The organism is Polaromonas sp. (assembly GCF_029945685.1).
Classification (GTDB): Bacteria; Pseudomonadota; Gammaproteobacteria; order Burkholderiales; family Burkholderiaceae_C; genus Polaromonas.
In genome coordinates, this window is record NZ_JAQSDA010000020.1 from 328,410 (window position 1) to 342,167 (window position 13,758).

Here is a 13,758-nt window from a genome sequence, read left to right on the forward strand (position 1 = left end):
CTATGAATGACAATGTTCAAACCCTGGACCATGGCTACGTTGGCTCTGCCGAGCAACGCAACCGGGTCCTGCGCAACACTTACTGGCTGCTGGCACTGAGCCTGCTCCCCACGGTGCTGGGCGCCTGGGTGGGCGTGGCCACGGGCATCACCGCCTCCCTGAGCGGCGGGCTGGGCCTGGTCGTTTTCCTCGGTGGCGCCTTCGGCTTCATGTACGCCATTGAGAAGACCAAGAACTCTGCCGCCGGCGTGCCGGTTCTGCTGGCCTTCACATTCTTCATGGGCCTGATGCTCTCGCGCATGATCGGCATGATTCTCGGCTTCAAGAACGGCAGCGAGCTGATCATGACCGCCATGGGCGGCACCGCCGGCGTGTTTTTTGTCATGGCCACCCTGGCCAGCGTCATCAAGCGCGACATCTCCGGCATGGGCAAATGGCTGTTTGTCGGCGCCCTGGTCGTGATGGTGGGTGCCATCATCAATGTGTTTGTCGGCTCCACCGCCGGCATGATGGCGATCTCGGTCGCCGTGATCGGCATCTTCAGCGCCTACATGCTGTATGACCTCAAGCAGATCCTCGATGGCGGCGAGACCAACTACATCAGCGCCACACTGGCCCTGTACCTGGACCTGTTCAACGTGTTCCAGGCCCTGCTGGCCCTGCTGGGCATCATGGGTGGCGAGCGCGACTGAGCTTGTTCCCGTTCCGGAAAAAGGGCCTTCGGGCCCTTTTTTCATGGACTGTCTCGTCGCGACGACCCCGCGCCAGCCGGCGCGTCCCGGCGACAAGCCTGCAAACCCATGACTCGGGCGATCCCGGAACGCTATGGATTACATAGCAAACACTCCCATTCCCAAAAGGGGCAACGTCATATTTGACTAAAAACCCCCGGCCAGCTCAGCTTGCGCTGGATCAACAGAGTTCGCGTTAACCCTTATAAAGATGTACATTAAATCCATCTTCTAACTACACTGCATGCAGGCACCCGGACAACAGAGATCCGGATGCCTTCAAAGTAGAAAGAAGGTTGTTTGTATGCGTACCCCTCATTCAAGGAATTTTTCGCTCCTGGCCCTCGCTGCCGCCCTCGCGCTGGCCAGTCTGGGCGCCGCGGCGGCGCCGGCCGCAGCGACCCAGAACGGCGCATCGCCCGCTCCGGCCACTGAGCAGGCCAGAAGCGCCGTCAGGAAGTACACGCTTGAAACCGGCATCGTCAACGGCAAGATGGTGTTCATCGACGACCGCGGCCAAGCCAACCCGCTGCTGCGCGCCAATGTGGGCGACACGGTGGAGATCCACCTCAAAAGTGGCGAAGGAGCACAGCACGACATCGCGATTCCGGAGCTGAAGGTCCAGTCGCAGAAATTCGACGCCGCCAGCGGCCCCACCACCCTGCGTTTCACCGTCACGCAGGCCGGCAAATTTGCCTACTACTGCACCATCGCGGGCCACCGCCAGATCGGCATGGAAGGCGTGTTCGAGGTCGCCGGCACCGGCATCGCCGGGGCGGCACCAAAGGCCGCAGCCAGGACAAGCGGTGGGCCCGGCGCCGAGCTGTACACCGCGCCCGCTGTGCGGCCCGCCGATGCGGCCGCCGTGAGTGTGGCGATGGACCCGGCGGCCGTGCCCACCCCCATAGGCGCACGTGCCCCGCAGCACCTGAAGTACCGCCTGGAAACCGTGGAACTGGCCGGCAAGCTTGACGACGGCACCAGCTTCACCTACTGGACCTTTGACCGCAAGGTGCCCGGTCCCATGCTGCGCGCCCGCATCGGCGACACCATCGAGCTGACCCTGGCCAATGCCCGGGACAGCAAGATGATTCATTCCATCGACCTGCATGCGGTGACCGGCGGTCACGGTGGCGGCGAACACACCCAGGTCGGCCCCGGCCAGGAAAAAACCATCACCTTCAAGGCGCTGAACGCCGGGCTGTTTGTGTACCACTGCGCCACGCCACTGGTGCCGCAGCACATCTCGGCCGGCATGTACGGCATGATTCTGGTCGAGCCCGAAGGCGGCCTGGCCAAGGTGGACCGCGAGTACTACGTGATGCAGGGCGACATGTACACCACCCGCCCGCACGGCGCCAGGACACACCAGGATTTCGACCTGGACAAGATGGCGGCCGAGCTGCCCGACTACTACGTCTTCAACGGCGCGGTGGGCTCGCTGACCAAGGAGCACAAGCTCACCGCCACGGTGGGTGAGACCGTGCGCATCTTCTTTGGTGTGGGTGGCCCGAACAAGATCTCGTCTTTCCACGTGATCGGCGAGATCTTCGACAAGGTCTACAGCGAAGGCTCTGTGAGTTCGGTCAAGCGTGACGTGCAGACCACGCTGGTTGCGCCGGGCGGTGCCACCATTGTCGAGTTCAAGGTGGACTACCCGGGCAGCTACCTGCTGGTGGACCACGCCCTGTCGCGGGCCGGCAAGGGACTGGTCGGCACGCTGGAAGTTGCCGGTGCCGCCGATGCAGGCATCTACAAGGCACACACGCCAGGCAAGGCAGCGGCCACCCACTGAGCGGCCGGCCAACCGCCTGACCCGGGCTGTCCGCTGTCATGGCGGACAGCCTTTTTTATGTCCTCAAGGGACGGCGCCGACCGGGAGCCGCTCGAACACGGCCATCGATTCCACATGCGCGGTGTGCGGAAACATGTTGACCACGCCGGCCGTGGTGCAGCGGTAACCCGCGTCATTGACCAGCACGCCCGCATCACGCGCCAGCGTGGCCGGGTTGCAGCTGACATACACGATGCGCTGCGGCGGTGTCCAGTTGCCGATCTGCAGGTTTTGCTGCCCGCCGGCGTCGTCACAAGGCACACCGGTGACGATCTGCTGGTGCAGCGCAGCCAGGGCCTTGAACAGCTCGAACGCGCCTTCGCGCGGCGGGTCAACCAGCCACTTGTCGGCAGCGCCGTCCTTCACGAGCATGCCGGGTGTCATCTCGAACAGGTTGCGCGCTACAAATTTAGTAGCTGCCAGCGCCCGCCCCTTCTGGGCGGAGGCCTTGTTTGATTCGTAATTCTCGCGCGAACGGGCAACCAGCACCTCGCTGCCCTCGATGCCCAGCACCTCGCGCGCCTGGGTGGCCAGCGGCAAGGTGAAATTGCCGAGGCCGCAAAACCAGTCGATCACGCGCTCGTGCGCCTGCACGCCGAGCAGGCGCAACGCGCGCGACACCAGCACCTGGTTGATGTGCGGGTTGACCTGGGTGAAGTCGGTCGGTTTGAAGGGCATGGTGATGCCGTAGTCGGGCAGGCCATAGCTGAGTTGTGGCCCACCTTCATCCAGCAGATGCACGGTTTCCAGCCCGCCGGGCTGCAGCCACCACTGCAGGCCGGGATGGGCCAGCGCAAAGGCACGCAGCTTCGCCAGGTCGCCCCCCGACAGCGGCTCCATGTGGCGCAGCACCATGGCCGTCACCGTGTCGCCGCAGGCCAGCTCGATCTGCGGCAGGGTTTCCCTGGCATCCATGCCCGCGATCAGCGCGCGCAGCGGCAGCAGCAGGTCGCTGACATGCCGGGGCAACACGTGGCACTCGCGCATGTCGGCCACATAGCCGCTTTTGCGCTCGTGAAACCCGACCAGCACCTCGCCTTTTTTCCGCACATAACGCACCGACAGCCTGGCCCGGTAGCGGTAGTTCCACGCCGGCCCTTCAATCGGCCGGAGGATGTTGCCGGCCTTGAGTTTGCCGATGTGCCAGAGGTTGTCCTCCAGCACCCGCTGCTTGACGGCCACCTGGGCGCCCACATGCAGGTGCTGCATCTTGCAGCCGCCACAGGCGCCGGTGTGCAGGCCGAAATGCGGGCACTGGGGCCGTACACGCTGCGAGGACTCGCGCAGCACCGCCATCAACGTGGCTTTTTCAAAACTCGGTTTCTTGCGGTAGACGCTGGCGCTGACGGTCTCGAAGGGCAAGGCGCCTTCGATGAACACCACCTTGCCGTCGTCCCGGTGCGCAATGCCCTGGGCTTCGATGTCGAGCGACTCGATGGTGAGCAGATCGGGCGGGTAGTCGGTCTGTGCGGGTGCGGGCGGGTGTTGCGGCTGGTGGTGTTTTCTTCTGGACATGCCCCATTGTCTCAGGCCAGTACAGCAGCAAGAAGCCGCCAAACGCAATGAAAGGCTTGGCTTCGGCTCCAGGGCAAGGCGCAGGTGGCGGCGCCCGCATGCCCCGGCCGGGCCCGCCGGTGCTTTCGGCCACGGCATCGGCCGGCGGCAGTTCACGGGCGCAGCGACGACGGGACCACGCAGCGCACCGGGACGCTACCAGATTGATAGCTGCCTGCGCCCTTCCCACAAGGGCAGAGAACCGATTTGATGCATGATCATGATGAGATTCCACCGCCGTGCTTCGGGTTGGCCGTGGACGCCACGGCAAAAAAAAGGGAGCCCTGCACTGCAGGGCTCCCTGGGGATATCGCGGCGGCGCGGTCCGATTATTTGGCGGGCAGGAACCTGGCCGGGTCCACCGGCTTGCCTTGTTTGCGGATTTCAAAATGCAGCTTCACGCGGTCGGTGTCGCTGGCGCCCATCTCGGCAATCTTCTGGCCCTTGCGCACCGACTGGTCTTCCTTGACCAACAGCGTGTGGTTGTGTGCGTAGGCGGTCAGGAAGGTGTTGTTGTGCTTGAGGATGATCAGGTTGCCGTAACCACGCAGGCCGGCGCCGGCGTACACCACGCGGCCGTCGGCAGACGCGATCACCGGGTCGCCGGTCTTGCCAGCAATGTCCACGCCCTTGTTCTTGGCCTCGTCAAAACCTGCAAGGACCTGGCCCTGCGCCGGCCAGATCCAGGCGAGGTCGTCCTCGCCGCCCGGCGTGGAGGCCGACGCCGCAGGTTTGGCGGCGCTGGCGCTCGCAGTCACCGGGGCCGGGGCACTGCCCGCGGGTGTCGGTGGAAGCGGCGTGACCGCGCCGGACGTCACGGGCCGCGACACGGCCACGGAGGTTTCCACCGGCGGTGCCACGCGCAATACCTGGCCGACTTCGATCAGGTTGGGATTTTCAAGATTGCTCCAGCGCCCGATGTCGCGCCAGTTCTGGCCGGTGTCCAACCCGATGCGGATCAGGGTGTCGCCGGGCTTGACGGTGTAGTAGCCGGGCTTGCCGGCATTCTCAAAACCCGGCAGCTGCTTGACGCTTGCGGGATCAACCGCGCCCACAGGCGCACGCCCCATGCCGGCGCCGCGGTCCTCCACCGGCGCGCGACCCAGGCTGCGCGTGCCGCAGGCAGACAGCAGCAGCACCGCGGCGGCCAGAAAACAGCTCGTCAGCAGGCGGCCCGCGCGCTGGCCGCCGCGGCGACCTTCAAGAGCCGTGTAAAAAGACGCTGTCATGGCCGATCCGGCTTGTTCATTCATTGCTTGATTCACCCTGTTCTACAAAGCTGTCTGTTTCTTCTGCGATCCTGGCGCCGGGAGACACCATGAACGCACCCGGGTTCATGCCCGCTCAGCTGGTTCCTGATTTTAGAGGTACAAAGTGCACGGCCTCAAGAACGGTCTGTGTAACACCCTGTGGGGTCCGGTCAAGCACCACCAGCGCCTGGGCACCGCCGGCCACATGCATGGGCGCCACCAGACGGCCGCCGACCGCCAGCTGCTCGACCCAGGCCGGCGGAATCGCCTCGCCGCCGGCGGCCGCAATGATGGCCGCGTAAGGCGCGCCCCTGGCATAACCCACCATGCCGTCGCCAAACAGCAGGTGCACATTGGCCAGGCGAAAGGCCCGCAGGTTCTCGCGCGCCTTGTCGTGCAGGCCGCGCAGGCGCTCGATGCTGTAGACCTCGCTGGCGAGCTGGCCCAGCAGCGCGGCCTGGTAACCACAACCGGTGCCGATTTCCAGCACGCGCCCCAGCTTGCCCGCCGGGCTGCCGGCCCCCTGGCGCAGCAGCTCCAGCATGCGGGCCACCACATTGGGCTTGGAAATCGTCTGGCCCAGCCCGATTGGCAGGCTGGTGTCTTCATAGGCCTGGTTGACCAGCGCCGTGTCGACAAAACGGTGGCGCTCGACATGGCCCATGGCGGCGAGCACCTGGGCGTCCGAGATACCCTGCGCCGCCAACTTGCTGACCATGCGTGCGCGTACCGCCCTGGAGTCCAGGCCGACACCGCTGGTGAGCACGGTCTTGACCTGTTTTTTTGAGTCAAAAATGCCTGAATCCCTTTCCGGATGGGCGCGACCAGCTACCTTTTTGGTAGCAGAAGGCGTCCCGGCATCGGGTTCGAGGCGAACCGGAAAACCCGGCCGACGCGCTGGCGTGGCACCGGCCGCGCTGGCCGCCGGACCGATGGGCTTGAAGGACGGCTTCGGCGTGGGCTTCATGCCGCCGCCGCGGCGGGCCCTGCCCCCGTTTCGCTTCGCGCGGCCTGGCTCAGCTGGGCCGCCGTCTGCGCCCAGTAAGGCAGCCGCTCGTGGTCCGTCAGGTCAACCTGCAGCGGCGTGATCGAGGCAAAGCCGTGCCGGGTGGCGAAAAAGTCCGTGCCCTCGCCCTCTTCCTTGGCCGCGCCGGCACCGCCTATCCAGTACATGGTTTCGCCGCGCGGACTGGTCTGCGTGATGACGCGCTCCGCCGCATGGCGCCGGCCCAGGCGGCAGACCTTGAAGCCCTGGATCTGCGCGTCCGGCAGGTTGGGAATATTCACATTGAGCAGCCAGGGCGCCAGCGTCGGCTGCGCGCCTTCGGCAATTTTCTCGAGCGAGGGCATCAGCTGCAGCACCAGGTCGCGCGCGCGCCGCCCGGCCACGTCGATGTGGGCCCAGCCCTTCTCGGTCTGTGAAAACGCAATCGAGGGAATGCCGAACAGATAACCCTCCATGGCGGCGCCCACGGTGCCCGAATAAATCGTGTCGTCCCCCATGTTGGCGCCATTGTTGATGCCCGAGACCACCAGGTCCGGCCGGTAGCCCAGCAGCCCGGTCAGCGCAATGTGCACACAGTCGGCCGGCGTGCCGTTGATGTAACGAAAACCGTTGGCCGCCGTCTGCACATACATCGGCGAATGCAGGGTCAGCGCGTTCGATTTGGCGCTGTTGTTCTGCTCGGGTGCCACGACTTCCACATCGGCAATGTCCTTCAGGGCCTCGTACAGGGCGATGATGCCGGAGGCCTGGTAGCCGTCGTCGTTGCAGATCAGGATTTTCATGTTTCTGATTTTAGGGCCTCAGGTCTCACGGGTGACAAAGCGCGACGGCCTGTCGCTTGCCGCTGCGGTGAACCTGCCTATGATCTGGAACCCCCACGTTTTTCACTGCGTGTAATGCACTGCCCCCCGAGGGGGCTATTTTTCCTAGGGGCGGCCCGTCGGAAAAAATGCATGGAATTTTCGCCGCAATAACCATTAATGGAGACCCTCATGCATGCCTGGCTTTGTGAAGACCCCACCGGCGTTGACGCCCTGACCTGGAAAGAATTGCCCACCCCCGCGCCCAAGGCCGGCGAGGTGCTGATCGAAATCAAGGCCGCCAGCCTGAATTTCCCCGACCTGCTGATCGTGCAGAACAAGTACCAGATGAAACCCCCACTGCCTTTTGTGCCGGGCTCTGAGTACGCGGGCATCGTGCAGGCGGTCGGCGAAGGCGTCAAACACCTGAAGGTCGGCCAGAACGTCGCCTGCCTGTCGGGCACCGGCGGTTTTGCCACCCACACCATCGCACCGGCGGCCCTGTGCATGCCGCTACCCGACGGCTTTCCGTATGTCGACGCCGCGGCCTTCATCATGATTTACGCCACCTCGCACCACGCGCTGGTGGACCGCGCGCAGCTCAAGGCCGGTGAAACCGTGCTGGTGCTGGGCGCAGCCGGCGGCGTCGGCACCTCGGCCATCCAGATCGCCAAGGCCATGGGTGCCAAAGTGATTGCGGCCGCCTCCACCGACGAAAAATGCGCACTTTGCAAATCCATAGGTGCCGATGCCACCATCAACTACAGCACCGAAAACCTGCGCGAGGCCATCAAGTCCCTCACCGACGGCAAGGGTCCCGACGTGATTTACGACCCCGTGGGTGGTGATTTTGCAGAGCCGGCTTTCCGCTCCATCGCCTGGCGCGGCCGCTACCTGGTAGTGGGCTTTGCGTCCGGCCCCATCCCCTCGCTGCCACTGAACCTGACCCTGCTCAAGGGTGCGTCCATCGTCGGCGTGTTCTGGGGCGGCTTTGCGAAAAACGAGCCCAAGGCCAGCGCCGCCGCCATGGCCGAACTGGCGCAGTGGTACGCGCAAGGCAAGATCAAGCCGGTCATCGACCGCACCATGCCCATGGCCGAGCTCAAGGCCGCGTACGCCCACATGGGATCGCGCGGTGTCAAAGGAAAACTGGTGATGGTCAACTGAGTAGCAGCCCGCCAAATCACCGCGGGTGCCCGGAACTGGGTACTTTTGCGCAGCAATCGTCCCGGAACATCCGGGACAGCGACATACTTTGGGGGTATATTGGTTTTTCCTTGGCAATGGAGGACGACAATGGGCACACCAACCATGCTGGTGGTGGAAGACAATCCAGATCACCTTGAATTGACCCTGACCATCCTCGAGCAAAACGGCGTGCCGCACCAGATCGTGGTGGCCCGTGATGGTCTGGAAGCCCTGGACTATCTGTTCTGCCAGGGCCTCTACAGCGACCGCAACCCTGACGAACAGCCCGAACTCGTCATGCTCGACCTCGGCCTGCCCAAAATGAACGGCCTGCAGGTGCTGCAGCGCATGCGTGATGATCCCCGTACGTTTTTTGTGCCTGTGATCATGCTGACCTCTGCGAGCGAGCAGTCCGACGCGATCCTGGCCCTGAAAGGCGGGCTCAACAGCTATGTCAGCAAGCCGCTCGATATTCGCGACTTCGAAGCCAGGCTGGAGGAAATCCGGGAGTACTGGCGCCTGTCCGGTCTCGCCCCCTTGAGCGCCTGACCCACCTTTGTGTTTCGCCCAAAGAAAAAGCCCCTGCAAAGGGGCTTTTTTCTTGACATACTGGGGTGGCTGATGGGGCTCGAACCCACGACAACAGGAATCACAATCCTGGACTCTACCAACTGAGCTACAGCCACCGAAGCCTCACATTATAGCGGGAACTGTGCGCCTTATACGCCGCACCCGCTGCTTTAAGCGCCGGCCTTCTGCTCGGCGGGCCTGGCCACCTTGATGTCGGCCTTGAAACGCTCTTTCAGGATGTTGTAGTAGGCCAGGCTCTCCGCCGAGGTCCACCACTGGGTGTATTGGGCCTGGTCCTGCTGTGCCATGTCGGCGGCCTGTGCCGGGCGCGGCAGCACCTTGAGCACCCGCACAATGGCATAACCCTGGCCGCCCAGGTCCACGCCCACCAGCGCGGGTCCGGCGCCGGCGTCTGCGCTCAATGCGGCGTTGACAACCGGCGTGGGCAACTGTTGCGTCTGGTCGCGCGAGATGACCACTGCCGCCGGGAAAGCGGCACTTGCAGGATTGGCTTTCCACGCCGCGAGCTTCTCGGCACCGTCCTTGCGGGCCATCTCGGCGCCGCGCTGCTGCTGCAGGCGGGCACGCACACGGTCCTTGACCTCTGCGAGCGGTAGCGTCCGGGCCGGTGTGTACTGGGTGATACGCCCGGCCACCAGCTGGCTGGGGCCCGCCTCGATGGCTTCGGTATTGCGCTTTTTTTCCACCGAATCGGGAGAGAACAGCGCCGCCAGGAATTTCGGATTGGCCAGCACGCCGCTGGCGCCGGCCACGGGGATACGCGTCAGCTTCGCCGCCGTCTTGACCTCGAGCTTGAGCCGCTCGGCAATCGGGCGCAGGGTGTCGGACTGTTCGTACACTGCGTTGCTGAAGGTTTCCGCCGTCTCGGCAAATTTCTTTTGTGCCTGTTGCTGCTTGAGTTCTGCCTCCAGAGCGGGCTTCATCTCGTCAAAGGTCTTCTGCTTGGGCACCTTGATGTCGGTCAGCTTGATGATGTGGTAGCCGAACTCGGTTTCCACCACGTCGCTGATGTCACCCTTTTTCATTGCAAACGCGGCGTCGGCGAAAGGCTTGACCATGGCATTGCGTGCAAAGAAGTCCAGGTCGCCGCCTGCCGGGGCAGAACCGGTGTCCTGCGAGTTCTTGCGGGCCAGCTCGGCAAACGAGTCCGGCGCTTTCCTGGCGGCCGCCAGCAGCTGCTCGGCTTTCGATTTGGCTTTTTCGCGATCGGCTGCGGGTGCGGAGGCCGATGCTTCGATCAGGATGTGGCTGGCACGGCGCTCTTCATTGCCCGCGAGTTGCGGTGCGTTCTGTTCGAAATAGGTCTTCAGGTCCGCTTCGTTGACGGTGATGCCTTTTTTCACCACGTCCAGATCCAGCACCACGTATTCAATGCTGGCTTCTTCGGGCGCCTGGAACAGGGCCTGGTTGTCCTTGTAGAACTGCTCCAGGTCCGCATCGCTGGGGTTGACCCTGGCGGCATAGTCGGCCGTATTGAAACGCGCCACCTGTGCCTCGCGCTTCTCGAAAAAGGCGTTGAGCGAAACGTCCGCCACGGCCTTGGAGGCAAAGCCTGTACCAGAGACACCCAGCAAGACCTGCCTGGAGGCCAGGTCCGCGCGCAGGCCGGCTTCGTACTGCTCCGGTGCCATGCCTGTCTGTGCAATGAAACCCGCGCGGTCAAACCTGCCGTCAGGCAGCCTGAATGCGGCGATGGCCTTGTCCTCGGCATACAGCCGCTGCAATTTCTGGTCCGCAACCACCAGGCCGCTCCTGGCCGCCGCGGCTGCCAGCACACGGTCACGCACCAGGCGCTCCAGCGTGCCATAACGCGCTTGCGGCGTGTCCAGCAACTTGACATCGAGCGTCGGCATCGATGCGCTGAGGCGGCTCACCTCGTTCTGGTGCGCAGCATCCCATTCGGGCTGAGTGATGTCCTTGCCGTCGACCACGGCTACAACCCCGCCGCCACCAGCGGTGGGGCCGTTGTTGTTCATGCCGACCAATATGAAGGACGGAACAATCAGCAAAAACAGCAACGCCATCGTGACCTTGGTGTGCTTGCGAATGAAATCAAACATCTCGAATTTCCTGTGCGGCTGTCAATCGGCCATTTAAAATTTGCGTGAAGCCATCAATAAAAAAGGCGAACATCTGTTCGCCTTTTTGTCCAGTCGGTGGTGGGTGCTGACGGGCTCGAACCGCCGACCTACGCCGTGTAAGGGCGCTGCTCTACCAACTGAGCTAAGCACCCCACCTCAACTTTTACTTCATGCCCATCAATTCAGTGCGTCCTTGAGCGCTTTGCCTGGACGGAACTTGGGCACCTTGGCTGCCTTGATTTTAATCGCATCGCCGGTACGCGGGTTGCGGCCGGTACGGGCAGCACGTTTGCCCACTGCAAAGGTGCCAAAACCCACCAGAGACACGGAGCCTCCTTTTTTCAGGGTGGACTTGACAGCGCCAATGGTTGACTCCAGCGCGCGCGTTGCGGCAGCTTTGGATATGTCAGCGTTCTTGGCAATGTGCTCGATCAGTTCAGTCTTGTTCACAAGGAGCCCCTCGTTGTTGAAAGTTAATCTGGTTGTCTCTTGAATATCTCCCCTGGACACCTGTCACAAAGATGGCAACGGGAGGCGGCATGTGCAGATCGTCTGCTGATTCCAATTAGAGCCATGGACTCCCATCGTGTCAATACAACATCAGATTTTTACAACGTGCGGTGGCGGATTCTAGCCTTATTTTTCACGCTTTCAGGCCCTATTCGTAAGCACACCCTGTATTTCAGGGACGGCCTCTCGCAGACTGAACGGCACGTTTCAAGCCAGCGCCGCCGCAATGGCTTTGCCCACGTCGGCCGTGCCGGCGGTGCCTCCCAGGTCGGGGGTGCGAGGCGCACCACTGTGGGGAGCCAGGACTTTTTCAATCGCTGCGAGCACCGCGTCATGCGCATTCTTGTGCCCGAGGAATTCCAGCATCATGGCACCGCACCAGATCTGCCCGATCGGGTTCGCGATGGCGCGGCCCGCAATGTCCGGCGCCGATCCGTGCACCGGTTCAAACAGCGAAGGAAACTTCCGCTCGGGATTGAGGTTGGCGCTGGGGGCAATGCCGATGGTGCCGGTGCAGGCCGGACCCAGGTCGCTCAGGATGTCGCCGAACAGATTGCTGGCCACCACCACATCGAAGAAGTCCGGGCGCTGGACAAAATGCGCGGTCAGGATGTCGATGTGAAACTTGTCGAGCTTGATGCCCGGGTAACCCTTGGCCATCTCGACGACACGTTCATCCCAGTAAGGCATCGAGATGGAGATGCCGTTGGACTTGGTCGCACTTGTCAGGTGTTTCTTCGGACGCGACTGCGCCAGCTCGAAAGCGAACTTGAGTACGCGGTCCACGCCGATACGCGTGAACACCGACTCCTGCAACACGAACTCGCGCTCCGTTCCAGGGAAGGCCTTGCCGCCTATGCTCGAGTACTCGCCCTCGGTGTTCTCGCGCACGATGTAAAAATCAATTTCACCGGGGGCACGCGCCGAGCCATCGCGCCGCACCACGGGCGCGATAATGCCGGGCATCAGTCGCGCGGGCCGCAGATTGATGTACTGGTCAAACTCGCGCCGGAACAGCAGCAGCGAACCCCAGAGCGACACGTGGTCGGCAATCTTGTCGGGCCAGCCCACGGCGCCGAAATAGATCGCATCGTGTCCGCCGATCTGGTCCTTCCAGTTGTCGGGCAGCATCTGGCCGTGTTTCTCGAAGTAGTCCCAGCTCGAAAAGTCGAAATGATCAAACTGCAGGTCGATGCCGAACTTGACCGCCGCCGCCTCCATCACGCGGATGCCCTCGGGCATCACTTCCTTGCCGATGCCGTCGCCTGCGATGACTGCAATTCTTTTCTTTCCGGTGGTCTTGCTCATGTTTGTCTTCCTTGGGTTTCAGGGGTTCAGGGTTTGAAAAAATTCAGGGCTTGCGCCAGCAGCAGTGCCGGCGCCTCTTCCGCAATGTAATGCCCACAGGGCAGGCTCAGGCCCGAAACGTCTACGGCACGTTCGCGCCAGAGGCGCATCACGTCGAAACACTGGCCCACCGCGCCATGCTCGCCCCAGAGAACATGCACCGGCTGCGTCAGCCGCTTTGCTGCGGCCACATCGGCACGATCGTGCACCAGGTCCACCGTGGCCGACGCGCGGTAGTCCGCGCAAATGCTCTCTGCCGTGCGGGGAATCTGGATACAGCGCTCGTACTCGGCCAGCGCGGCCGGTGCAAAGGCGGCCAACCCGGCATGGCGCTTGCCCATCACGCTGCGCAGGTAACGTACCGGATCGGATTCGATCAGGGCTTCGGGCAGGGGCGGCGGCTGGATCAGGAAGAACCAGTGCCAGTAGGCACGTGCAAAAGCCTCCGAGGTGTTCTCGTACATGGCCAACGTGGGCGCGATGTCGAGCAGCATCAGGCGCTGCACGGCCGCGGGGTGATCGGCGGCCAGCCGGTGCGCCACACGCGCACCGCGGTCGTGTGCCAGCACCTGGAAAGTGTCGAAGCCGTGGTGCTGCATCACTGCCAGCGCATCGCGCGCCATGTCGCGCTTTGAATAAGCCAGGTGCCCCGGGTCGGCCGCCGGCCGGCCGGAATCACCGTAGCCGCGCAGGTCCATCATGACCACGGTGAAGTGCCTGGCCAGCGCGGGGGCCACCGCGTGCCACATCACGTGCGTCTGTGGATGGCCATGCAGGAGTAACAGCGGCGCGCCCTGCCCGCCCTTGCGGCCGTGCAGCCTGACCGCCCCGCGGCTGGTTTCAAAGGTCTCGAATGCTTCAAGCAT

Annotated in this window: 12 protein-coding genes and 2 tRNA genes; 4 read left to right on the top strand and 10 right to left on the bottom strand. The window is 63.3% G+C overall.

Translation table 11 applies throughout. The features are described from left to right. The first annotated feature begins 2 nt into the window (after nucleotides 1-2). Both PSV26_RS13165 and nirK read left to right on the top strand, forming a co-directional pair. Nucleotides 3-692, top strand: coding sequence for a Bax inhibitor-1/YccA family protein (locus tag PSV26_RS13165; protein ID WP_300518959.1), 690 nt, complete (start codon nucleotides 3-5; stop codon nucleotides 690-692). A gap of 343 nt (nucleotides 693-1,035) precedes the next feature. Beyond that, the gene (gene nirK, locus PSV26_RS13170; protein WP_300571350.1) at nucleotides 1,036-2,526 is read left to right on the top strand and encodes a copper-containing nitrite reductase; all 1,491 of its coding nucleotides are present in this window, start codon (nucleotides 1,036-1,038) and stop codon (nucleotides 2,524-2,526) included. Nucleotides 2,527-2,589: 63 nt separating this feature from the next. Here nirK and rlmD read toward each other — a convergent pair whose 3' ends face one another. The 4 genes from rlmD to surE form a co-directional block, all read right to left on the bottom strand. Then, nucleotides 2,590-4,080, bottom strand: a complete 1,491-nt coding sequence (rlmD, locus tag PSV26_RS13175) for a 23S rRNA (uracil(1939)-C(5))-methyltransferase RlmD (RefSeq protein ID WP_300571352.1) — start codon at nucleotides 4,078-4,080, stop codon at nucleotides 2,590-2,592. 368 nt (nucleotides 4,081-4,448) lie between these two features. Continuing rightward, complete coding sequence (locus tag PSV26_RS13180) at nucleotides 4,449-5,348, bottom strand: peptidoglycan DD-metalloendopeptidase family protein (protein ID WP_300571753.1); 900 nt, start codon at nucleotides 5,346-5,348, stop codon at nucleotides 4,449-4,451. 115 nt (nucleotides 5,349-5,463) lie between these two features. Next, nucleotides 5,464-6,336, bottom strand: coding sequence for a protein-L-isoaspartate(D-aspartate) O-methyltransferase (locus PSV26_RS13185; RefSeq protein ID WP_300518950.1), 873 nt, complete (start codon nucleotides 6,334-6,336; stop codon nucleotides 5,464-5,466). Then, nucleotides 6,333-7,157, bottom strand: coding sequence for a 5'/3'-nucleotidase SurE (gene surE / locus PSV26_RS13190; RefSeq protein WP_300518947.1), 825 nt, complete (start codon nucleotides 7,155-7,157; stop codon nucleotides 6,333-6,335). Before surE ends, PSV26_RS13185 begins: the two co-directional genes overlap by 4 nt. 210 nt (nucleotides 7,158-7,367) lie before the next feature. On the opposite strand from surE, the gene PSV26_RS13195 reads away from it, so the two are divergent. Together PSV26_RS13195 and PSV26_RS13200 are read left to right on the top strand one after the other, a co-directional pair. Then, nucleotides 7,368-8,342, top strand: coding sequence for an NADPH:quinone oxidoreductase family protein (locus PSV26_RS13195; protein ID WP_300518944.1), 975 nt, complete (start codon nucleotides 7,368-7,370; stop codon nucleotides 8,340-8,342). A 129-nt stretch (nucleotides 8,343-8,471) separates the two neighbouring features. Next, nucleotides 8,472-8,912, top strand: a complete 441-nt coding sequence (locus PSV26_RS13200) for a response regulator (protein ID WP_300518941.1) — start codon at nucleotides 8,472-8,474, stop codon at nucleotides 8,910-8,912. Nucleotides 8,913-8,973: 61 nt separating this feature from the next. Here PSV26_RS13200 and PSV26_RS13205 read toward each other — a convergent pair. The 6 genes from PSV26_RS13205 to PSV26_RS13230 all read right to left on the bottom strand — a co-directional run bounded on the left by PSV26_RS13205 (nucleotide 8,974) and on the right by PSV26_RS13230 (nucleotide 13,758). Beyond that, a tRNA-His gene (locus PSV26_RS13205) sits at nucleotides 8,974-9,049 on the bottom strand. A 54-nt stretch (nucleotides 9,050-9,103) separates the two neighbouring features. Further along, nucleotides 9,104-11,014, bottom strand: coding sequence for a SurA N-terminal domain-containing protein (locus PSV26_RS13210; RefSeq protein WP_300571354.1), 1,911 nt, complete (start codon nucleotides 11,012-11,014; stop codon nucleotides 9,104-9,106). 97 nt (nucleotides 11,015-11,111) lie between these two features. After that, nucleotides 11,112-11,187, bottom strand: a tRNA-Val gene (locus PSV26_RS13215). Nucleotides 11,188-11,212: 25 nt separating this feature from the next. Next, nucleotides 11,213-11,485: an HU family DNA-binding protein gene (locus PSV26_RS13220; protein WP_026779519.1), complete on the bottom strand. Its 273-nt coding sequence runs from the start codon at nucleotides 11,483-11,485 to the stop codon at nucleotides 11,213-11,215. A gap of 267 nt (nucleotides 11,486-11,752) precedes the next feature. Beyond that, on the bottom strand, nucleotides 11,753-12,853 hold the full coding sequence (locus PSV26_RS13225) for a tartrate dehydrogenase (RefSeq protein WP_300518933.1): 1,101 nt from the start codon (nucleotides 12,851-12,853) through the stop codon (nucleotides 11,753-11,755). A gap of 26 nt (nucleotides 12,854-12,879) precedes the next feature. After that, on the bottom strand, nucleotides 12,880-13,758 hold the full coding sequence (locus PSV26_RS13230; RefSeq protein WP_300571356.1) for an alpha/beta fold hydrolase: 879 nt from the start codon (nucleotides 13,756-13,758) through the stop codon (nucleotides 12,880-12,882).